General features: G+C 45.2%; 20 protein-coding genes and 1 pseudogene. 12 read left to right on the top strand and 9 right to left on the bottom strand.

All coding sequences use genetic code 11. The features are described 5' to 3' along the window. Positions 1-11: 11 nt before the first annotated feature. Complete coding sequence (locus Q9M42_RS03930; RefSeq protein ID WP_322525215.1) at positions 12-302, top strand: helix-turn-helix domain-containing protein; 291 nt, start codon at positions 12-14, stop codon at positions 300-302. Positions 303-655: 353 nt separating this feature from the next. Here Q9M42_RS03930 and Q9M42_RS03925 read toward each other — a convergent pair whose 3' ends face one another. From Q9M42_RS03925 to Q9M42_RS03910, 5 genes and pseudogenes are all read right to left on the bottom strand, one after another. Beyond that, positions 656-2,104 (bottom strand): toll/interleukin-1 receptor domain-containing protein, encoded by a 1,449-nt coding sequence (locus tag Q9M42_RS03925; RefSeq protein WP_322525214.1) that lies wholly within the window; start codon positions 2,102-2,104, stop codon positions 656-658. A gap of 294 nt (positions 2,105-2,398) precedes the next feature. After that, positions 2,399-2,593 carry a DUF4238 domain-containing protein gene (locus Q9M42_RS15515; RefSeq protein WP_369698790.1) on the bottom strand — a complete coding sequence of 65 codons (195 nt, stop codon included), beginning with the start codon at positions 2,591-2,593 and terminating at the stop codon, positions 2,399-2,401. An 11-nt stretch (positions 2,594-2,604) separates the two neighbouring features. Further along, the gene (locus tag Q9M42_RS03920; protein WP_322525213.1) at positions 2,605-3,204 is read right to left on the bottom strand and encodes a DUF4238 domain-containing protein; all 600 of its coding nucleotides are present in this window, start codon (positions 3,202-3,204) and stop codon (positions 2,605-2,607) included. Between the two features lie 76 nt (positions 3,205-3,280). Next, positions 3,281-3,832: pseudogene (locus Q9M42_RS03915) on the bottom strand (recombinase family protein). Between the two features lie 338 nt (positions 3,833-4,170). Beyond that, positions 4,171-5,763, bottom strand: coding sequence for a phytoene desaturase family protein (locus Q9M42_RS03910; RefSeq protein ID WP_322525212.1), 1,593 nt, complete (start codon positions 5,761-5,763; stop codon positions 4,171-4,173). A 190-nt stretch (positions 5,764-5,953) separates the two neighbouring features. Between Q9M42_RS03910 and Q9M42_RS03905 the strand changes: the two genes are divergently transcribed. From Q9M42_RS03905 to Q9M42_RS03890, 4 genes are all read left to right on the top strand, one after another. After that, a complete protein-coding gene (locus Q9M42_RS03905; RefSeq protein ID WP_322525211.1) occupies positions 5,954-6,394 on the top strand; it encodes a MarR family winged helix-turn-helix transcriptional regulator in 441 nt (146 codons plus the stop codon). A 1-nt stretch (position 6,395) separates the two neighbouring features. Beyond that, complete coding sequence (locus Q9M42_RS03900) at positions 6,396-6,812, top strand: organic hydroperoxide resistance protein (RefSeq protein WP_322525210.1); 417 nt, start codon at positions 6,396-6,398, stop codon at positions 6,810-6,812. 168 nt (positions 6,813-6,980) lie between these two features. Further along, positions 6,981-7,367, top strand: coding sequence for an RrF2 family transcriptional regulator (locus tag Q9M42_RS03895; RefSeq protein ID WP_322525209.1), 387 nt, complete (start codon positions 6,981-6,983; stop codon positions 7,365-7,367). A 67-nt stretch (positions 7,368-7,434) separates the two neighbouring features. Then, positions 7,435-8,343 (top strand): NAD(P)/FAD-dependent oxidoreductase, encoded by a 909-nt coding sequence (locus Q9M42_RS03890; RefSeq protein WP_322525208.1) that lies wholly within the window; start codon positions 7,435-7,437, stop codon positions 8,341-8,343. A gap of 76 nt (positions 8,344-8,419) precedes the next feature. On the opposite strand, the gene Q9M42_RS03885 is transcribed toward Q9M42_RS03890, so the two are convergent. Then, positions 8,420-8,995 carry a DUF4256 domain-containing protein gene (locus Q9M42_RS03885; protein ID WP_322525207.1) on the bottom strand — a complete coding sequence of 192 codons (576 nt, stop codon included), beginning with the start codon at positions 8,993-8,995 and terminating at the stop codon, positions 8,420-8,422. A 134-nt stretch (positions 8,996-9,129) separates the two neighbouring features. On the opposite strand from Q9M42_RS03885, the gene Q9M42_RS03880 reads away from it, so the two are divergent. After that, positions 9,130-9,888, top strand: coding sequence for an SDR family NAD(P)-dependent oxidoreductase (locus Q9M42_RS03880; RefSeq protein ID WP_322525206.1), 759 nt, complete (start codon positions 9,130-9,132; stop codon positions 9,886-9,888). 111 nt (positions 9,889-9,999) lie between these two features. After that, a complete protein-coding gene (locus Q9M42_RS03875; protein WP_322525205.1) occupies positions 10,000-10,713 on the top strand; it encodes an SAM-dependent methyltransferase in 714 nt (237 codons plus the stop codon). Here the strand turns inward: Q9M42_RS03875 and Q9M42_RS03870 are convergent. Further along, entirely contained in the window at positions 10,710-11,477 is a 768-nt protein-coding gene (locus Q9M42_RS03870) for an AraC family transcriptional regulator (RefSeq protein WP_322525204.1), read from the bottom strand. The two genes, Q9M42_RS03875 and Q9M42_RS03870, sit on opposite strands and share 4 nt — an antisense overlap. Before the next feature lie 118 nt (positions 11,478-11,595). Here Q9M42_RS03870 and Q9M42_RS03865 point away from each other — a divergent pair, with 118 nt between their 5' ends. The 5 genes from Q9M42_RS03865 (at position 11,596) to Q9M42_RS03845 (ending at position 17,558) form a co-directional block, all read left to right on the top strand. Continuing rightward, positions 11,596-13,518 carry a right-handed parallel beta-helix repeat-containing protein gene (locus Q9M42_RS03865; RefSeq protein ID WP_322525203.1) on the top strand — a complete coding sequence of 641 codons (1,923 nt, stop codon included), beginning with the start codon at positions 11,596-11,598 and terminating at the stop codon, positions 13,516-13,518. Between the two features lie 142 nt (positions 13,519-13,660). Continuing rightward, the gene (gene hisD, locus Q9M42_RS03860; RefSeq protein ID WP_322525202.1) at positions 13,661-14,941 is read left to right on the top strand and encodes a histidinol dehydrogenase; all 1,281 of its coding nucleotides are present in this window, start codon (positions 13,661-13,663) and stop codon (positions 14,939-14,941) included. Between the two features lie 293 nt (positions 14,942-15,234). Then, complete coding sequence (locus Q9M42_RS03855; protein ID WP_322525255.1) at positions 15,235-16,053, top strand: SDR family NAD(P)-dependent oxidoreductase; 819 nt, start codon at positions 15,235-15,237, stop codon at positions 16,051-16,053. Positions 16,054-16,306: 253 nt separating this feature from the next. Then, positions 16,307-16,483, top strand: a complete 177-nt coding sequence (locus Q9M42_RS03850) for a CsbD family protein (RefSeq protein ID WP_322525201.1) — start codon at positions 16,307-16,309, stop codon at positions 16,481-16,483. 178 nt (positions 16,484-16,661) lie between these two features. Continuing rightward, the gene (locus Q9M42_RS03845) at positions 16,662-17,558 is read left to right on the top strand and encodes an AraC family transcriptional regulator (protein ID WP_322525200.1); all 897 of its coding nucleotides are present in this window, start codon (positions 16,662-16,664) and stop codon (positions 17,556-17,558) included. A gap of 68 nt (positions 17,559-17,626) precedes the next feature. On the opposite strand, the gene Q9M42_RS03840 is transcribed toward Q9M42_RS03845, so the two are convergent. Further along, entirely contained in the window at positions 17,627-19,117 is a 1,491-nt protein-coding gene (locus tag Q9M42_RS03840; protein ID WP_322525199.1) for a phytoene desaturase family protein, read from the bottom strand. Next, entirely contained in the window at positions 19,114-20,220 is a 1,107-nt protein-coding gene (locus tag Q9M42_RS03835) for a glycosyltransferase (protein WP_322525198.1), read from the bottom strand. The genes Q9M42_RS03840 and Q9M42_RS03835 overlap by 4 nt, the downstream gene beginning before the upstream one ends. Positions 20,221-20,232 lie beyond the last annotated feature (12 nt).

Genomic DNA, 20,232 nt, shown 5'->3' with positions numbered 1-20,232 from the left:
AGGAGATAGAAATGAGTAATGCATTCGCCCATTACCAAGAAGCTGTAGGGAAAGCTCACATTGATCGACTAAAGCAGGAAGCAGCTCTGGCGGCCGAAATCAAAACCGAGCGTCAACGTCAGGGCTTTTCGCAACAGGAATTGGCAGATGCGATTGGAAAACCAAAATCTACGATCGGACGTATTGAAGCAGGGATCACGGTCTCCCAGGTATCTACGCTTTTAGCCATTGCTCAAGTACTTCATATTACGTTTTTTCTTGGTGAAGCGTCTACAGACAACAACGACAAGATTTCATTATAAGTAACAAGAGGCCGAGCGAGATATTGAAACCTTCATGCTCGGTCTTTGAGTGCATTAAATAGTAGATTGGTGCAATACTCAAACTAAAAGATATCTCCATTTATAAGAAAAACCATGCTCCTTAGTCTAGTTATTGTTAACGCAATCTATCTTACCGGAAGTTATTAATTGATGTCTCAATATAATAAGTAGTCTTAATGTTTTGAGACAACGAAAAATTTAAACTCGTTCCAGTATCTGTCTTTCTTAACCATATAACATTTACATGTTATATCCAGATTGTAGACGAAGGCCTTCGTCTACAATCTGATCTAACAGCCATTGGCCGTTAGATTTTTGCATTTGCAATCATTTTAAGGCTTACTTTCGATATTATTAAGATTATCTATCCAAGTTTCAATACCTGGAACTCTTTTAAAACCTACTGTGGGAAGCTCTAATTTTTGTATTTTTTGAATGAAATCTTGTTTATCCTCCACTTTGAAGATTGATTTCATTTGCTCAAAGTGTTTTTTCGATTGTAAATCCGAAAAGAATTTATTTTTGTCAGGATGAAACTCACTAACGTAAACAAAAGTAACAGGATACCAAGACTTAGCACTGTCTGGTAAAGCGATTTTATCTACATAAAAAAGAATTATATCAGCATTTTTTATTTTAGTGAAATCTCTGCGTGAATACCTATTTTTTAGTAATTCCGCATGCTTTGATGCTGAATATTGACTATTTTGAGAGAGTTTAGCTAAAGTAGGTAAATAAAATCTAAAGTATGTGAAGTCTACTTTTCTTCCAACATGATTTAAAGATTTTAATTCGTATTCCGTGTGTACTAATTCAGTTATAAAAGCGTAATCTTTTCGCTCGACTGCTAAGGAGTGAAGATTCAAGAACATCTCATGTATTAAAAACTTAAAATGGTCAAATTGGTCTTCTAAAAAAGTCCTTGAATTATACAGGCTTGAAATATGCCCTGTGTATTCGCTTAATTCCTCGAAAAAATCAATAAATAATTCTGCATCCATGCAATCAGCTTCATCGAGCTTTTGAATAAACTGAAGAAAATTTTCTTTAAATGTATCAAAATCACTAATCTTTTTAACTATTAAATTTGGTAATTCATCCTGATCTGAAATTTGTTCGTATTTTATAATATGCTCTGCCATTATATCTACGAAATTATCTTTATATTTTGTTGCTAGACTTTTTACTCTTCGTACATTTTGAGTTTTAATGGATTGGTTAATATCTTTAAGCACATTGTCTAATGTAGCGGTACTAACTTGTTCTTCATCAAGAAAGGCAGGACGAGAACCTAAAGCTTGTCTTTGATATTTAGGTTTTTCATAAATGTCTCTTACTAATTTTTCAAATTCTTCTTTTTCTCTATCCTCGTTTGATAAATCAACATACATTTTTCCAGATATGAAAGCAGGGAGGTAGGCATCACCTGAATCGGATCTTTCAGCTATTACAGGAATGAATTTTCGTTCGTCTACTTGCTCATAAATTTTAGGGGAGAGTATTTGTGTTTCTGTTCTTACTCCACTTTTTGTTTTATTATCTGCTTTTTCTTGATAGCCTTTATCACAAATAATTAATACCTTATCAATTTCATCACTAGTTACCATGCTTTCCATAAAATCATATTTATTGTCTCCTGAAGCTAAATCCCATTTATCAAATTTACAATCAATGCCATGCTCCGTTAGTTTTTGTACTAAATCAAAGACCCACTCTTCATGCTCTGTTGTGGTCCAACTGTAACTAATAAATACTTTAGGTATTTTTGTTTCACTTTCCACATGTACGCCACCTTTCCTATATTAAAATATAATTTCACATATCGTATTTTAATAAATATTATTTTAGCCTATCCAATTCTTTTTGAGCCTTTGGTCTAATAGGCCCTACCATATGAATAGGTAAGGGCATATCCTTAAACTCTTCTCTTATTTTAAATAAATTAAAGTTTATCTTAGTTTCAATTTTGGGAGGAGAATAACTTACTATTTCTTTAACTTCTTCACTACCTTCTTCATATAGAGGATAAACTTCAGGTGCTAAAGAACGTGGTTCTAATCTAGTATCAATTCTTTTTAAATATTTTTCACTATTATTATTAGGAAAAAAACATTTTGATAAGAGTTCAATAGTACCATCTTATTAAGTTCATCCATCTGTCTAGCTTTATTAATTTTAATAATATTGTCTTCAATATTTTTAGCTTCGTACATAACGTCATCGTAAAGACAAATACAAAGATTTTTATTAATAGGAAAGAATATTTGAATGCCTTTATGTGCTAATCCAAAACCACGATCTGTGTAGTTTCTTGAAAAAACATTTGGTTGTATTTCATAACTGGATTATCTGATGTCATGAACGTTCTATCATTTGCTGTCTTAATTAATATAGCTTTTAAATCCATTATGACAGGAAAATACTTTACAGCCACATCAATGCCGGGTGCATTAGGTATTTCAGATTTTACTGCAAATCTATCCTCTTGTTCTTCTTTAGAGAGACTTGGAACATATTCTGCTGCTTTATTAGCTAAAAAGCTTAACATCTCTTCTAATTTATCTGCACTTTGTAAAGTTCGTGCTTCACTTAATAAAATAAAGATTAATAATAATTTGTAATCATCACTAGATTTTGGAGGGAATTTTTCTGTTTGAATTAAATTGCTAATTACCCTTGAAGCTTGGCTTTCAACAACTTGAAACCAATCTTCTAAATTCCCATCTTTTCCATATAAATAATCTTTACAGGCTACATTTTTAATTGAAGCATGTGGTATATATTTCTTTCTCTCAACGTGATACATACCAACCGATTTTCTATTATAAGAAAAGTTTTTTAAATAAAATTGTGGGACATAATGATTACTCTTTTTAGACAATATTAATCTCCTTTATAAAAGGTTATTATAACTTTTCATAACGTTTAACTGACCGATAAAACGTGCTACTAGATAGTTATAATCTTCTCATAGCATCCACGGCCTTAATCTCTCCGGCCTTCCATTCCTGATAGGCTTCTTCAAACGCTTCAGTCACAGGTGTTTCAGGACAGCCAAACTTCACGCCTTGTTCTAAGGCCGTGTCTATGCCTTCTCGTTGCCGTTGTCGGATGCGTGTACGCTCTTCTTCGGCCATCCATGATAGGATCTGTAACACCAAGTCTACAATAAAGTTTTTCATGCTGTCATCTTGCTCTTTGGTATTTAGTAAAGGCATATCTAATACCACAATATCACACTAGATGGTTTTCGTTATTTCATTCCATTCCTGCAAAATTTCTTCTTTATTACGACCAAACCGATCCAGTGAATGAATGTACAGCACATCTATTTTTCGCAAAATGCGTTTTAATAACTGATACTGTTCTCTCTCAAAGTTTTTTCCACTAGACTGGTCTATAAATATATCCCGTTCGATGATTCCTGCTTCTCTCATGGAAGCAAGCTGCCTGCTTTCATTTTGATCTTTGCTGCTCACGCGTATGTATCCATAATTCCGATACTCCATATATGTTTACTCCTCTTTAAAAATGAATGAAAAAGGAAATGATGATGAAAAAACAGCCCATAACCTCCTGGTTCATTATGATACCTATCAAAATCGATTTCTAGATGTTTTGATAGAAAAAAACCATAGGTTTAGACATGATTTTTATGTGTACCAAAAGTTGTATATTTTTCAACGCTATTAAATGAACTTATACATTAATTGGAAAGAAAAGAGAAAAGAAGAATCATTAAGGAAATTGAAAAATCTCCTTTTGTATTCTCCTTTCAAATCTCTTTATAGATAAAAAACGTTCTGGCTTTAACGATGCAAAGAATATTAAACGGCAATTAGCTCAATCACAAAGGCGAAAATTTAAAAAAGGATCTGCTTTTTAGCTTTTCTGCTAACAAATAACCGGAGCCGGCGTTTAACCCTCCGCCGGGCCACGTGGATGCTCCGATCATATAGAAATGTCTGATCGGTGTTTGATAACGGGAGTAGCCCACAATAGGGCGGAAAAGAAAATGCTGAAACAGCTGGTGGCTGCCGGCCATATGGTCGCCTTCGACAAGATTCGGATCCTCCTTCGGCAGATCCTCCGGGGAAAAAACGTGCCGCCCTTCAATAGTATTTTTCATATCAGGCGCATATTCCGCCAGTTTATCAATAACCCGGTCAGCGTATTGCTCTTTGATAGAGGACCAGGGGCCCGGCTCAATCTCGTTTAGTGCGTCATACTTAGGATGAGCGGGGAGGGAGCGAACCATAATCCATACCGCTGCCTTTCCTTCTGGTGCTCTGCTCACATCGACGGCACTGGGTTGGCCCACAATCAGCAGGGGGCTGTCCGGAAGAACGTCGTTCAGCGCCTGGGTATGGGTGCGGGCCACATCCTCCACGTACGGTGCCACATGAACGTAAGCAGATTGCGCAATGTCTTCGCCGGCCGTCCAACGGAGCGGCTCATTTAGTGCCAGGTGAATCATCATCGTCTTTGGGCCATATTGATAATTTTGTGCTTTAGACTCAAAGGATGCCGGAAGATACTTGGCATCGATCAGATGATCAGCTATCTGGGTCGGGGTAGCGGTTGCAATAACGTCTCCGGCTTCTATATATGTTCCATCGTTCAGGAATACTCCCTGGGCTTCGCCGTCCTCGACGTGAACTTCATTGACCCAGGTATTGGTTTGCAGCTCGCCGCCTCTCGCTTCGAGCATCGTTACCATTGCCTGGATCATCGTTTGAATTCCGCCGAGGGCAAATGGTATTCCCTCCCGGTAGTGTCCAATGGCTTCTATTAAAGGAAAAGCCGCTCCGCCGCTTATATCAGGTGCATAGTCCATTTGGTAGCCCCAGGGAACAACCAGTGATTTCACTTTATCGTTTTCAAACCAGGAATCAACAAACTGCCGCGGGGACTTGGCAAGCTGGCTGGAAACCTTCAGGGCGGTTTTTATTTTTAAGTCAAGCAGGGCCCTGAATACGATAAGCCCGGCACGGAGAGAAGGGAGCTCCCGTTGCATCAGTTTGTACAAATAAGGCGCTACCTGATCATATAAGGCATCAAATTCTTTCCAGGCGTCCGCGTCAGCGGTGGAATAGCTGGAAAGGCTTTGGTGCGTCATCTCTGGATCCGTATCAATAGTGAGGGCCTTTCCATCAGGGAAAACGCTGGCGTACGGGTGGGAGCTGTACACCGGTTTAAAGCCGTTCGCGGCAAGCTCGTGCTGATTTTCCTTATAAAATCGTGATTTCAAAAACAAGCTGATGTTCATGGAAAATAAATCATGAATAAAGCCGGGAGCAGCTACTTCCCCTGATTTAGCTGCTCCTCCGGGGCGGGGTTCCTTCTCGAGGACGAGTACCTGCTTTCCCTGCTTGGCAAGCTGAATGGCGGCGGCGAGGCCGTTGTGTCCGGCGCCGATGACAACGATGTCATATTTCATGTTTTCCTCCTTTTAATTTCGCTTTTCTATTCCGATCATTTGTAGCTGAACTGCTATTCTTTTCCCAAAAAACCAGAGGGCTAAGAGCCTGATTGACCGAATTATCTAAACAAGCACATTGTTTGTGCTTTAATATAATATTGTGTACTATTTGATTGTGCACAATTAAATGTAAAGGATGGCCATCCGCATGAATGATTCACTATTATCGCTCGATCACCAATTGTGTTTTGCTGTTTATGCCTGCTCTAAGGAAATATCGAAAATGTATCGCGAAGAGCTGGAGCCGCTTGGCCTCACTTTTTCGCAGTACCTGATGATGCTTGTCCTGTGGGAGGAGGATCATCAGTCCGTGAAAGCCATTGGCGAGAAGCTGTATCTCGATTCCGGGACGCTGACTCCAATGGTCAAACGGATGGAGGGCGCCGGCCTGGTAACAAGGGAGCGCTCTCCGGAGGATGAACGAATCGTGCTTGTTCATCTCACCAAGAAGGGAAGAGAATTAAAACGCGACGCAGCATGCCTGCCTGAGCGCCTCGGCACCCGGCTGGGGATCGATGAGGACGGCGCGAAGCAGCTGCTTCGTCAACTGCACCAAATTACAGAACATATTCAAAAAGGAGAGATTTAGCATGCAGCCAATTTATACAACTACCGCTACCGCTGTCGGAGGACGCGACGGCCGTGTCACTTCAGAGGACGGTAATTTAAACCTTGATGTTCGTACCCCGAAAGAGCTCGGTGGAAGCGGCGAGCCGGGCACAAACCCTGAGCAGCTTTTTGCTGCCGGCTATGCGGCATGCTTTGAAAGTGCCCTGAATATGGTCGCTCGGCAGAAAAAAATCAAGCCGGACCATACGGAAATCACTGCCAACGTCTCCATCGGCAAAGAGGACGAAGGCGGGTTCGGCCTGGCCGTGCAGCTTTCGGTTCATGTCGAAGGCGTTTCGGAAGAGCAGGCAAAAGAACTCGCCGAAGGCGCTCACGAAAACTGCCCATACTCGAAAGCGACACGTGGTAACATTGAAGTGGAGGTGACAGTAGCTTAACCCGTTATAAGAATCAAAGGGGAGAGGCCCCCGAAAGTTTAAGAACTGATGCCGGAGATCCTTCTCTGTCATCAGTCTTTTTATTTGTATTAGCATTTAAGCTTGCGAATTAAACTATATAAATATATAATAGATATATAATATCTTTAATTGGAAGTGAAAAGCGGTATGAAATTTTCAAAAGCCACGGATTATGCCCTGCATGCGCTGGTGTATATGATTCATCGTGACGGGGATACTGTGAAAATTCCGGTACAGGATCTGTCTGTAGCGCTGAATGTTTCTACGACGTACTTATCCAAAGTGTTAACGCGTATCGTAAAGGCAAATTACATTACTTCCACGAGCGGTGCCAAGGGCGGCTACCGGCTGCAGCAGAACTGGGAAAATGTGACCGTGTACGATATTGTAGTTGCGATTGACGGCGTGCAGACGCTGTTTGAGGACAGCTTTGATCACGGAAATGAATGCAGAATCCAGGCGGCCATGATGGAAGCGCAGGACAATTTAATCAACACATTAAAAAACAAAAAGCTGAAGGATTTGACGGTGTAGCAAATCCTTTTACTTTATTATAATTATAGATAATAAGAATCTTTAATATACGGGAAGGAGTTTTAAAATGATTTATGATGTGATTATTATTGGTGGAGGACCGGCAGGATTGAGTGCGGCCCTGTATTTTGGAAGAGGGTTAAAACAGGCGCTGATTATTGATGAGGATAAGCCGAGAAACATCGTAACGCATGAAACGCACTCCTATTTAACACAGGACAGAGTGACCCCGCAGACGTTCCGGAAGCGGGCCAGGGAAGATGCGCTGAAATACGAGGGAAATACGCTGTTAAAGGATAGAGTGACTACAATACAACAGCATAATGAAGGCTTTATTGTCCAAACGCTGACAGGGCAGTTTCAATCCAAACAGGTGTTAATTGCCTCGGGCTTAATCGAACAGCTGCCGACCATTAAAAATATTGAAAGCTATTACGGGCAAAGCGTCTTTTACTGTCCGTGGTGCGACGGCTGGGAAATGAGAAACAAAAAGCTTGCCGTTATCAATCCGTATGAATCGGTCATGCATATGGTTACGCTTCTCTCCAACTGGACAGACAAATTGGAAGTATTCACCGATGGCCATGACAGCCTGACGGAGGAAAATATAAAAGTACTCGAGGATAAAAATATCCCTTATCATCTGGAAAAAATTGAGGAAATGTCTGGAGAGAACGGACAGCTGCAGACGATCAGAATGGCCAACGAGGAAACAGTGGAGGTAGAGGGTGCTTTTACGTACGTGCACTGGAACACCAATTATGAATTTTTAAGCGGTCTGGACGTTGAACGGGATGAAAACGGCCGGTTTGTGGTCGGTCAATTCGGAGAAACCTCCGTTAAAGGGCTGTATGTGGCTGGCGAATCCAAGGATAACTTTGGCAGCCAGCTGATAGCGGCAGCGGCGAATGGCGGAGAGGTTGCAAGGTTTATGATGATGATGCAGATTCAACAGGAGTTCAACAACGAAGCATAACCAGAAACGTTTGTACGCAGCAATCAAATTGTAAACACCCGGATCAAAGGAAGTGCCGAAGAAGAGCAGTAATATTTTATACTTTGAGTATGCCCCGAAAGCCTCTCGCAGCGTAGTACGATTCGGCGCCGTTATGGTAGATGAACGTGCGGCCGTACCGGTGGTCGCCAAACAAAGCGCCGCCCAGGTTTCTTATTTCCTCAGGTGTCTGAATCCAGCTTGACGTCTTCGTATCGACTTTTTCCAGCTTCTGCAGGGCGTGGTACTGCTCTTCGGTTAAAAGCTCGACGCCCATAGCCTGAGCCATTTCGACAGCGCTTGTTTCAGGCTTATATTTCTTTCTTGCTTCCAGTGCTTCGCGGTCATAGCAGACGCTCCGGCGACCCTTAGGGCTTTCTGGCGAGCAGTCACAAAATAAATATTTGTTTTCTTCACGGTCATAGCCAACCACATCCGGTTCTCCGTCGCTTGCTTCCATTTCGTTCAATGACCACAGTTTTTCGTCGTCAGCCTCCAGCTTTTCCAAAACCGAAGTCCAGGTTAATTCTTCATGGCGGTGCATGTGCAGCCCGAAACGGTTTTCGAGTACGGCCAGTATGTCTTTCTTCTGTTTTGATGCAAGGGGCTGAGATGAATTATTTTTCGCGTCCATATGAATTCCTCCTTTAGACTTTACGGATTTGCTTAAATTATACCATTCAAACGAGCCTTGATTACCCGCTGGGCATAATGGGTATTTGTACGAGAGAAAACAGATGAGTCTGAATCATTGAAGGAGGAAATAGATTGGCACGTTTACAAAACAAAGTTGCGATTGTTACCGGGGCAGCCGGTGGGATTGGCCTCGGCACTGCCAGACTGTTTGCAGAAGAGGGAGCGAAGGTGATAGCAGCCGACGTCCAGCTCGACCTGCTGCAGGAGGAAGTAAAGAAAATACAGGACGAAGGGGCAGACATCACTGCCTTTGAACTGGATACCACCTCGGAGGAAAACTGGGAAAAAGCGGTTCAAAAAGCGGTAAACACCTACGGCCAGGTGGATATTCTGGTAAATAACGCAGGCATCCATTATCCGAGCAAGATTCTGGAAACCTCTCTTGAAGAATGGAATAAAGTCATGAATGTGGATTCGACAGGCTACTTTCTCGGTATGCGCGAGGTGATTCCGGAAATGCAGAAGGTCGGGCAGGGGTCGATCATTAATATAGCATCGATGGCTGCACTGACCGGGTCCGGAGCGGCCGGCGGCAACGGCACAGCCTACAGTGCAGCAAAAGGAGCGATCCGTTCGATGACGACGCACGTTGCCGCGCACTTTGCTGAAGAAAGCATCCGGGCGAACAGCATTCATCCCGGACCGATCAGGACGCCAATCATGGGAGAACGGCAGAAAACGATTTCGCAGGATAACCAGGACGTTGTGCCTCTTCCGCCCCACCACGGGGAAGCGGTGGACATTGCCTATGCCGCTCTGTACTATGCTTCCGATGAATCCCGGTTTGTGACCGGCGATGAGATGGTCGTCGACGGAGGCTCATTGGCTTAAAAGCCTGGCGAACAGAGGTGGAAAAATAGATGATTTTTCCAATGGAGATTACCCCGGTAGCAGAACGTATGCTACCGTGAGGGTAATCTTTTTTATTTGAGGTGAGCAGAGTTGAGCAGAGAAAAGAAGACGAAGCTTGATTTGGATCGTATTGTTTTTATCGGACGCACATTTGACGAATACCTGGATATGTTTGCACTTTCCAAAGCAATGATCCAAGGAAAACGCATCCTTGATTGCCCGGCCGGGGCCTGTTCGTTTACGGCTGTCGGAAACAGCCTGGGGGCAGAGGTAACAGCCTGTGATATTGCGTACGATCACCGGGCCGGAGATCTGAAGCAAAAAGGGCTGGAGGATATTGAGCACGCGGCGGCACACATAACGAAGGCTGAAGATAATTACAAATGGAATTACATTCGCAGTGTTAAAGATTTAAAAAGCAGACGCAATCAGGCACTGCACGACTGTTCGGAAGATATGTATCATTCCGGCGGCCGGTATGTGCCAGCGGAACTGCCGGTGCTTCCTTTTGAAGATAGTACCTTTGACACCGTTTTGTCCGCCCATTTTCTGTTTATGTACGCTGACCGTCTGAGCTATGACTTTCACATTGACACTCTTACAGAATTGCTGAGAGTAGCAAAAGAGGAAGTACGCATTTTTCCGCTGGTGGACCTGACGGGCGAGCGCTGCGAGCACCTGGACGCAGTGATTGAATATTTAACAACCAAGGGTCATAGGGTGGAAGAGGTCTCCGTTTCGTATGAATTTCAAAGAAAGGCGAATTCGTTTCTCCGAATCACGAAATCCTCCATCGGTAATTAAGCCCGTTGGGACGAAAATTCCCTAAATCTGCGCGGGGAATCACGTACGAAGGCCTGGAAATTCCGGTTGAAGGAACGGAGGCTGCTGTAGCCGCAGTCGGCAGCAATTTCCCCGATCGGCTTCTGGCTGCTTTTCAGTAAATAACAGGCACGCGAGATCCGGTAATAGTTTAGGTATTCGGTAAAGGTCATACCTGCCATGTGAACAAACAGTTTGGACAGATAGGGATAGTCATACTGCAAATGTTCAGCCACCGCTTTTAACGTACACTCGGCGGCGTAATTATTATCCACATACAGGAGCATTTGATGAAGTATTTTCGTTTTCGCGGAATACTGTACGGGCTTGAAATCGGTATGTTCCTCTAACGTACTGCATATGCCATACAAAAAGCTTTTCTGTTTGTAGACAGAGTTTTGGGACGGCAGCTGCACCTCCCTCGACAGAGAAAACATATTATTGACGGGAATCAAACCTTTATAATCCATAAAAAAACGACCGATTAATTCAGGCGAAAAAATTATGACGGTGATGGTGGAATGGTCGACCGTTGTAAATTCATGCATTTGATTATTGAAAATAAATACCGCCTCGTTTTGCTGCAGAAGATACTCCTTCTGGTCAATGGCGACCCGTACCTGTCCTTCTTGAACGATGATCAGTTCATAGGCACGGTGAAAGTGAAGCGGGAAGCTGAAATTGGTTAAAGTAACACTCTGAAATGATTCCTGCTCTTCGACTCCGTGAGGCTCAAAAAAGACCACAGTCGGCTCTCCTTTCATAAAACACTAATATTGTCTTATATTATACTATTTTTTGAATAGAAGCATAGGAAGCTTCCTGCCTATAATAAAAATAGATTGATAAAAGGGGGAAAGCTTCATGGCATTTGAATATCATGTAGCAAAAAACGGTTCTGACAGCAGTAACGGTACACGGGAAAATCCGTTTTTAACAATTAATAGAGCGGCTTCAACCGCCGAGGCAGGCGATACTGTAATAGTGCATGAAGGTGAATACAGAGAATGGGTGAAGCCGAAAAATGGAGGCCGGAGTGAGGATCGAAGAATTACATATACCGCTGCTCCTGGAGAAAAAGCAGTAATTAAAGGTTCGGAACAAATTGACTACTGGGAGCAGGTGGAAGGAACGGTCTGGAAGGTAGTTATCCCAAACACGTTATTCGGAGACTACAATCCGTTTACGGAAAAAATATTCGGAGACTGGATCGTACACAATCCAGGCAGGCATCTGGGAGATGTATATTTAAACGGAATGTCCTTTTACGAAGCTGAAACCTTCGCCGAAGTAATGAATCCGGAAAAGCAGACCGAGGTTCTGGATCACTGGACAAAAACGGTGGTCCCTGTCCACCGTCCGGAGCAGACCACGTATCGCTGGTATGCGGAAGCAGACAACAGCCATACGACGATTTTCGCCAATTTTCAGGGTGCTGATCCGAATAAAGAGCTGGTGGAAATAAACGTGCGGAAGGCCTGCTTTTATCCGGAGGTGACGGGAATCAACTATATTACGGTGCAGGGGTTTGAAATGGCTCAGGCAGCAACGCCGTGGACACCTCCGACAGCGGATCAGCCGGGGTTGATCGGGCCGAACTGGAGCAAAGGATGGATTATTGAAAATAACGTGATTCACGATTCCAAATGCAGTGCGATCAGTATTGGAAAGGAAGCGTCCACCGGTGATAACTACCGGACGATAAGAAAGGACAAGCCAGGCTATCAGTACCAGCTGGAATCTGTGTTTCTTGCCCGTCAGATTGGGTGGAGCAGAGAGCGTATCGGCTCTCATATTATCCGGCACAATACCATTTATGATTGCGGCCAGAACGGAATTGTCGGCCATCTGGGCTGTGTGTTCAGCGAAATTTATCACAATCACATTTATAATATCGCATTAAAGCGGGAATTTTTCGGTCACGAAATTGCCGGAATTAAACTGCACGCAGCAATTGATGTCCAGATTCACAGCAACCGCATCCATCACTGCTCGCTTGGGGTATGGCTCGACTGGCAGACCCAGGGAACCAGGGTAAGTAAAAATCTATTTTACGAAAACAGCCGCGATCTTTTCGTGGAAGTGAGCAGCGGACCGTATGTGGTGGACCATAATATTTTAACAGCAGACTATGCCCTGGATAATCATGCGCAGGGCGGAGCTTATGTTAACAATCTGATCGCGGGCAAAATGGTACACAAAAAAATGCTGGACCGGGCAACGCCGTATCACGTGCCCCACAGCACGGAGGTGGCAGGGTTTGCGGCCACCTACGGCGGAGACGACCGCTTTTACAATAACATGTTTGTAGGAAAACCGGATCTGGATAATGTAGGAACCTCCCATTTTAACGGGTATACGGCATCGCTCGAGGAGTATATCGAAGCTGTTGACCAGGTGGGCGGCGACCATGAAGCATTCCACAGTATCGAGCAGCCGGTCTATATTAATCATAACGCCTACTTTAACGGGGCGGTCCCGTTTGAAGGAGAAAATGAAGCATTTACCAAAGAATCTTTTGATCCCCAGCTTACGATCATCGAAAAAGGGGACGGGGTATATCTCTCCTGTGAGCTGCCAGAGGGATTTGAACAAATGAGCGGTGAGATAAAGCATACGGGCAACCTGGAGCGAGCACGTATCGTGGATGCAGATTTTGAAAATCCGGATGGAAGCAAGCTGCGGATAGACACCGACTTTTTCGGAGAACAAAAAGACGCCGCAGACGTCCCGGGGCCGATCGGTCAGCTGCAGCCCGGTAAAAATGAAATAAAAGTATGGGGTTAATTTTTAATGGTACGGTGCCTGTTAATGATAAACGGGCGCCGTATTTTCTATGAAAGAGCAGCTGGGTCATCTAATAAAGCGTTTACAAAATAGTTGGTTTAGTTTATGTTGAATACGTATTCAACATAAAGGAGGATGCTTGATGCCCACTTATTTAAAAAGAGGAAAAAGCGATCAGGAAAAACAGGAGGCGGACACGAAGGTACAGCAGGCAGTCCAGGGGATCATTCAGGATGTAGAGCATCGGGGGGATGAAGCGGTCCGGGAGCTCTCCGAAAAATTCGACAAATGGTCGCCGGAAGCGTTCCGTCTATCGCCCGAGGCTATTCAGCAGGTAATCGATGAGCTGCCCCAGCAGGTCATTGACGATATTACCTTTGCGCAGGCACAAATTCAAAATTTCGCCCGGCACCAGCGGGAGTCGATTCAGGATATTGAAGTGGAAACGCGGCCCGGCGTTATTTTAGGGCATAAAAACATCCCGGTGAACAGCGTAGGCTGCTATATTCCGGGCGGACGCTATCCGATGGTGGCCTCTTCCCATATGAGTATTGTGACAGCGAAGGTAGCAGGGGTCGAAAGAGTGATCGCCTGCACGCCTCCGAGTAATGGTGAAATACCGGCAGCCACGGTGGCAGCTATGCATATGGCCGGGGCGGACGAAATCTATCTGCTGGGAGGAGTTCAGGCAATGACCGCAATGGCTGTCGGCACGGAAACCATTCAGCCGGTGGAGATGATTGTCGGCCCGGGCAACGCTTTTGTAGCGGAAGCAAAGCGGCAGCTGTACGGCAGGGTGGGCATTGATTTATTTGCAGGTCCGACCGAAACGCTTGTCATTGCTGACGAAACGGCTGATGTAGAAATGGTGGCCACTGATATCCTCGGCCAGGCAGAGCACGGACCGACGTCTCCAGGAGCTCTTATTACCACCTCCCAATCGCTTGCCGAGTCGCTGGAGGAGGAGATTGCCCGCCAGTTAAAAACACTCCCAACAGCGGAAGTAGCAGAGCAGGCGTGGCAGGACAATGGTTCAATTATCGTAGTGGAAGATGTGGAGGAAGCGGTTCAGGAAGCAGATAAGCTTGCCTATGAACACGTAGAGGTTCTCACGAGCAATCCGGATTACTTTCTAGAAAACATGACAAACTACGGGGCGCTCTTTCTCGGGCCTGAAACGAATGTAGCCTACGGGGACAAAGTAATTGGAACCAACCATACACTTCCGACTAAGCAGGCGGCAAAATATACGGGCGGCTTATGGGTAGGCAAGTTTTTGAAAAACTGTACCTATCAGCGTGTGACGAAGGAAGCCAGTGTGGAAATAGGCAGATACGCCGAACGGCTATGCGAGCTTGAAGGCTTCAAAGGCCATAAAGCCCAAGCTTCATTACGCGTCCAGAGATACAGCACCACTGACTGAATGCGCATGAAAATTGAAGTATATGGATGGATATGCCGGTTGGTTTTGCAGTTATTAGTTTTGACAATATCAACCGTAGACTCCATTGATAAATTTAATGGCTATTTCTCAGCAGCATGAACGTAGTCATCGCTGGTCGTGGGGTAATTAATTTATTTACTGGCGTCCGGTGAAAAGCAGGAAGCCTATGCGTGAGAGGTTATTGAGCCAATTTTAATTGAGCGGATGATCACGTAAATAATAAAAATGAAGAGAGCGTTTACAAATAAAATTTTGCTTGTTATTTTCTTTGTATTTATAAGATTTTTGATATCTTCGAATACGTACACAAAAAAGGAGGAAAAGCCATCAGCTCTAATCTATTCTCTTTAGAAGGGAAAACGATCGTTGTTACTGGTGCTAATAAAGGCATAGGTAAAGAAATAGCGGTCATGCTGGCTGAGGCCGGCGCCGGCGTGGCTCTGGTAGCCCGTGATGAGCAGGCTTTACAGGAAACAGCCCGGATTATTCAGGAAAAAGGCCGGACGGCTGAGTCATTTCCGTTTGATTTAACCGAAATAGGAAAACTGGACGAACTGTTCGGGAGTATTTACAAACGGTTTGGCCGAATCGACGTACTTCTGAACAACGCCGGTACGAATATCCCGGCGCCGGCAGAAGAGGTAACGGAGGAGCAGTGGGATCGCATTCATGATATTAATTTAAAAAGCGTCTTTTTTGCCTGTCAGGCAGCAGGAAAGTGGATGCGTGAAGCGGGGCATGGAAAGATTATTAATATGTCCTCCCAGATGGCTTTTGTGGGGTATTACAACCGCACAGCCTACAGCTCAAGCAAGGGAGGAATTACGCAGCTGACCAAATCACTGGCTATTGAGTGGGCTTCTGACGGTATCAATGTTAATGCTGTAGCCCCAACCTTTATTGAAACGCCAATGACAGAAAAAATGTTTGAAGATGCAGAATTTAAAGAGGAAGTACTTGCAAGAATTCCGCTTGGGAGACTGGCCCGCCCTGAGGACTTATTCGGAGCGGTGGCATTTCTCAGCTCGGCTTCCTCCGATATGGTTACCGGGCAGACGATCGTCGTCGATGGTGGCTGGACCGTCTGGTGAGAAGCTGCTCATAATACAAAAATAAAACAATGGTTTCGGGAGAAAATGATACTTACTGGACATTGAACGTGAGTGAAAAGTCTCCCATCTGACTTGCAACAAAAAACTCGGATATTTCATAATAAACCTTTGCATGAATTTCATTTAATACCTGCACAAATGAAATCGTCGTCAGAATGAGGAAACTATTCTGTTTGACGCTGCCTCCTGAAGGGAACTGCTGATGTAGACAGACATCTAGGAGGGATCACAGATGAGCGGTAAAAAAGGTTTCGGCGCTAAATTAAAAGGAAACGCGAACAAGGTTAAAGGGGAAGCAAAAGACAAGATGGGAAGCGCCACAAACAATTCAAAGATGCAGCGCGAAGGAAAGAAAGACAAGCTTAAAGGCGTCGCCCAGGACAAAAAAGGCGATTTTAAAAACAAATAATGGAAAGGAATAGAAGTATCCCGGACAGGGTCTTCTATTCCTTTTTTTATGATATATATAGTCCGTTGCGCTTCTTAGTTAGAAAGTTAATAGTTATTACCCGACTTTATCAGGCACGAAAAGCAGGGAATATATGTCATGGAATTGATATTCTCTAAATATAAGAGAGGTCATCATTATGGATAGTTTACAGGAAATGAATAATGCCCTGCATTATATTGAGAATCACTTAACGGAGGCAATCGATTTTCAGGAAGCTGCCCGCATCGTCTGCTGCTCGGAGTACCATTTTAAGCGGATGTTTTCTTCTTTGGCGGGTGTCCCGTTATCAGAATATATCCGGCGCCGGCGTTTAACGATGGCAGCGTTTGATCTTCAGCATCGCGAGGTACGTGTTATCAATACAGCATTAAAATATGGTTACGATTCACCCGATTCATTTACGAGGGCGTTTCAAAAGCTGCACGGCGTAACTCCTTCAGAAGTGAAACGGCACGGAATTTCTTTAAAAGCATATCCAAGGCTGACCTTTCAACTATCGGTCCAGGGAGGAAACGAAATGAACTATCATATAGAAAACAAAGAAGCTTTTCGAATCGCCGGCATAAGTAAAAGAGTCCCTATCATCTTTGAGGGAGAAAACCCTGAAATTAATGCCATGTGGAAATCATTGAACGAAGAGAAAATAAATAAATTGCTCGCGCTCTCAAATGGGGAACCGACAGGGATAATTCAGGCATCAGCAAATTTTTCTGAAGCACGCATGGAAGAACAGGGAGGGCTGGATCATTATATTGGTGTAGTCACTGATAAACCAAGTCTGGAAACATGGGACGTGCTGGAAGTACCCGCTTCGGCCTGGGCTGTTTTTACCTCCGAAGGACCGTTTCCGAAAGATCTTCAAACTACGTGGGGACAAATATATTCAGAATGGTTTCCTTCTTCCGGGTATCAGCAGGCAGTCGGCCCGGAAATGCTTTGGATGGAGGGGAATCAGTTTGATAAGCCTGATTTCAAAAGCGAAATATGGATTCCGGTGGAGGAGAAAGAGAAATCACCATCATCTTTCTATTAGAAACAGCCCCGCCTTTATCATCGGCGGGACTGATTGTATGCGACGGTTGTAATTAGGGAAGCAGAAAGTCATTTATTTCCCCAGAAATCAAGCAGAAGGCCGTTATCCTTAAGCAGGGAGGAGGCAGCAAGAACGCCGCTGGTGGTCACCATTGGCGAACCGCCGCCGGGGTGGGTGGAGCCTCCGGCAAAATAAACATTCTTCAAATCCTGGGAGCGGTTGAACGGCCGGAGAAACGCATCCTGCCGTCGGTTAGATGCGAGGCCGTAAATGGAGCCTTGGTAAGCACCGAACGTTTCTTCCAGATAAGACGGACCGAGTACTCGCTCCTCCACAATATGCGGACGCAGAAAAAGGCCAAACTCCTCCAGCTTGTCGTATACAACATTTCTGTACGATTGTTTTTTCTCTTCTGTCATGGCACCGCCCGGAAGCGCTGGTGCGTTAATAAGAATAAACAGGTTGTCGCCGTCGGGGGACTGGCCGCGGTCGCTGTAGGAGGAGTTGCTGATATAAACGGTAGGGTCCTCCGGAAAGCTTCCCTGCTTTAGCTGCCTGAACTCCTTTGGGTAGTCGGCAGAAAAGTAGACCTGATGATGCTTTAACTGAGGAAGACGGGTGTTGAGTCCGGCCATAATCACAAACGCTGAAATAGACGGCTCGGGATGAGCCGGCACGGTCCGGCTCTTTTCACTGAAGTCCGGGAAAAGTAACGGATACTGGCTGAGAAGATCCCCATTTAATAATACACTGTCCACTTCCAGAGAGCCTGAGGCTGCATGCACGGTTTGAGCACGTCCGTTGCGGCTGGAAACATGGTGTACGGGATCATTGAACGAAAAGGTGACACCAAGCTCTTTGGCTGTTTCATAAAACACGTCGGCAATCTTTACGTTTCCACCCGGAGTATAGTACACGCCGTCAGCAAGCTCGAGGTGGGCAATCAGCGCGAATGTTGCCGGAGCATCATACGGCGAAGAGCCGATATAGGTCGCATAGCGGTCAAACGCCTGCTGCACATCCGGGTGCTTGAAAAACCGCCGGTGGAAAGCATGCATGGTAGTGGCCGGACGCACTTTGCGAAGGGCAAGGGCAAGGCCCGGTGAAAGGTAATCCAGAGGCGACTCGAAGGTGCGCTGCAGAAAATTCTCAGTAGCGAGGGTGTAAAGCCGTTTGACTTCCCGGAGGTAGTCATCGTAGCGGCTGGCATCGGATTCTGAAAGACGGGCAATGGCCTGTCTTGTTTCTTCGGCATCTGAGGAGACGTGCAGTGTGTTACCGTCAGGGAAGTAATTACTGGTATGCTCCGGCAGCTTTTTGAACGGAAGAAGCTGCTCGGGATCCTTGCCGGCAAAAGCAAGTACGCGGTGAAATATATCCGGCATCGTAATAGTATTAGGGCCGTAATCAAATGCGTGGGTTCCCAGCTGAAACGGGCGGAGTTTTCCTCCAGCCCGTTCGTTTTTTTCATATACAGTAACGTTTTCCCCGGTTTTAGCGAGTATAATGGCAGCGCTTAAGCCTCCGAGTCCGGCGCCGATAACAGCAGTAGTTGTCATTGATAGGTCCGCCCTTTCCATGAATAGCCTTTTTTCGTTTTGTCCAGATAAATCGAATACAGCAGCACAGCAATCATGACCCCCGAAGAGAGAGGCTGAACAAATATTGTCCACCACGGATGGGAAGCCTTTATCGTAATCCCGGCGCGAAGCACAGCCGTCAGCACGTATGGGACGACGAGCTGCCACCCGGGTATGGCAATGGCAGCCAGCAGAAGAAAGGATGGTACGATAAAAAAAAGAGTATGAACAGCGATGACGGCCGAAGCTATGACCGCCGAGCGGCCGATCCCCGGGAAAATATTTTTGCTGAAGCCAAGCCACGCTTCCCGGCTCGACGTATACATATAACAGGTGACCGCAGGGCCCGGAGAAACGAGCAGTGTTTTTAAGTGTTTTGATTTTACGTTTTGGGCAAGCGCCATATCATCCACGAGCGCCTGTTTAACAGCAGCATGACCCCCGGCCTGGTCGTAGGCTTGCCGGCTGAAAAATAAAAAAGCCCCGTGTGCTGCAGTAAAGGCCCTCCGGGTGGTGCGGTTGGCGACTGCGATGGGAAGATGGGCATACACGACAAAATGCTGCATATATACCAGCAGCCGGCCCCAGAAGCCTTCTGTTTTGAAATGAGGAAACCCGGTAACCAGGCCGGCATCATGCTTCTGAAGAGCCCCCTCTGCCCAGCGGAGGGCGTCCTCGTGCAGCCTTACGTCAGCATCAACAAAACACAAATACTGGCCGGCAGCTTCTTTGGACAACTGGTGGCAAGCATGAACTTTACCGTTCCAGCCGTCCGGCAGCGCGGCCCCCTCAATGTAGCGGGCGTTAGGCCAATAGCGTACAGCCTCCTGCAGGAGCATTTTTGTGCGGTCAGTCGAATGGTCATCGAGAAAGATAAATTCTGTTTTTAGATCGTCCGCCTGGCGAAGACTCCGCACAAGCGCCGGCACATTCCGTTCTTCATTCCGAAGCGGTACAAGCACGCTGATCAAGCCCGGGCGCTTTGGCACCGAAAACGAGGCGAGAGAAGGAAGGGTCCACACGTTAATGATCGTAAATACCGTCCAGGCGCTGAGGATACATATGAGAATCCATAGGAACATGGCGGGAGTCCT

Source organism: Marinococcus luteus, assembly GCF_034497705.1.
GTDB lineage: Bacteria > Bacillota > Bacilli > Bacillales > Marinococcaceae > Marinococcus > Marinococcus luteus_A.
This window is presented reverse-complemented; position numbering and strand designations above follow the sequence as displayed.

Bases quoted from the DNA above. Each gene is read 5' to 3' on its own strand.
- Q9M42_RS03930 (WP_322525215.1), top strand. From the start codon at position 12: ATGAGTAATGCATTCGCCCATTACCAAGAAGCTGTAGGGAAAGCTCAC.
- Q9M42_RS03910 (WP_322525212.1), bottom strand. From the start codon at position 5,763: ATGAAATATGACATCGTTGTCATCGGCGCCGGACACAACGGCCTCGCC.
- Q9M42_RS03905 (WP_322525211.1), top strand. From the start codon at position 5,954: ATGAATGATTCACTATTATCGCTCGATCACCAATTGTGTTTTGCTGTT.
- Q9M42_RS03900 (WP_322525210.1), top strand. From the start codon at position 6,396: ATGCAGCCAATTTATACAACTACCGCTACCGCTGTCGGAGGACGCGAC.
- Q9M42_RS03895 (WP_322525209.1), top strand. From the start codon at position 6,981: ATGAAATTTTCAAAAGCCACGGATTATGCCCTGCATGCGCTGGTGTAT.
- Q9M42_RS03890 (WP_322525208.1), top strand. From the start codon at position 7,435: ATGATTTATGATGTGATTATTATTGGTGGAGGACCGGCAGGATTGAGT.
- Q9M42_RS03885 (WP_322525207.1), bottom strand. From the start codon at position 8,995: ATGGACGCGAAAAATAATTCATCTCAGCCCCTTGCATCAAAACAGAAG.
- Q9M42_RS03865 (WP_322525203.1), top strand. From the start codon at position 11,596: ATGGCATTTGAATATCATGTAGCAAAAAACGGTTCTGACAGCAGTAAC.
- hisD (WP_322525202.1), top strand. From the start codon at position 13,661: ATGCCCACTTATTTAAAAAGAGGAAAAAGCGATCAGGAAAAACAGGAG.
- Q9M42_RS03850 (WP_322525201.1), top strand. From the start codon at position 16,307: ATGAGCGGTAAAAAAGGTTTCGGCGCTAAATTAAAAGGAAACGCGAAC.
- Q9M42_RS03845 (WP_322525200.1), top strand. From the start codon at position 16,662: ATGGATAGTTTACAGGAAATGAATAATGCCCTGCATTATATTGAGAAT.
- Q9M42_RS03840 (WP_322525199.1), bottom strand. From the start codon at position 19,117: ATGACAACTACTGCTGTTATCGGCGCCGGACTCGGAGGCTTAAGCGCT.
- Q9M42_RS03835 (WP_322525198.1), bottom strand. From the start codon at position 20,220: ATGTTCCTATGGATTCTCATATGTATCCTCAGCGCCTGGACGGTATTT.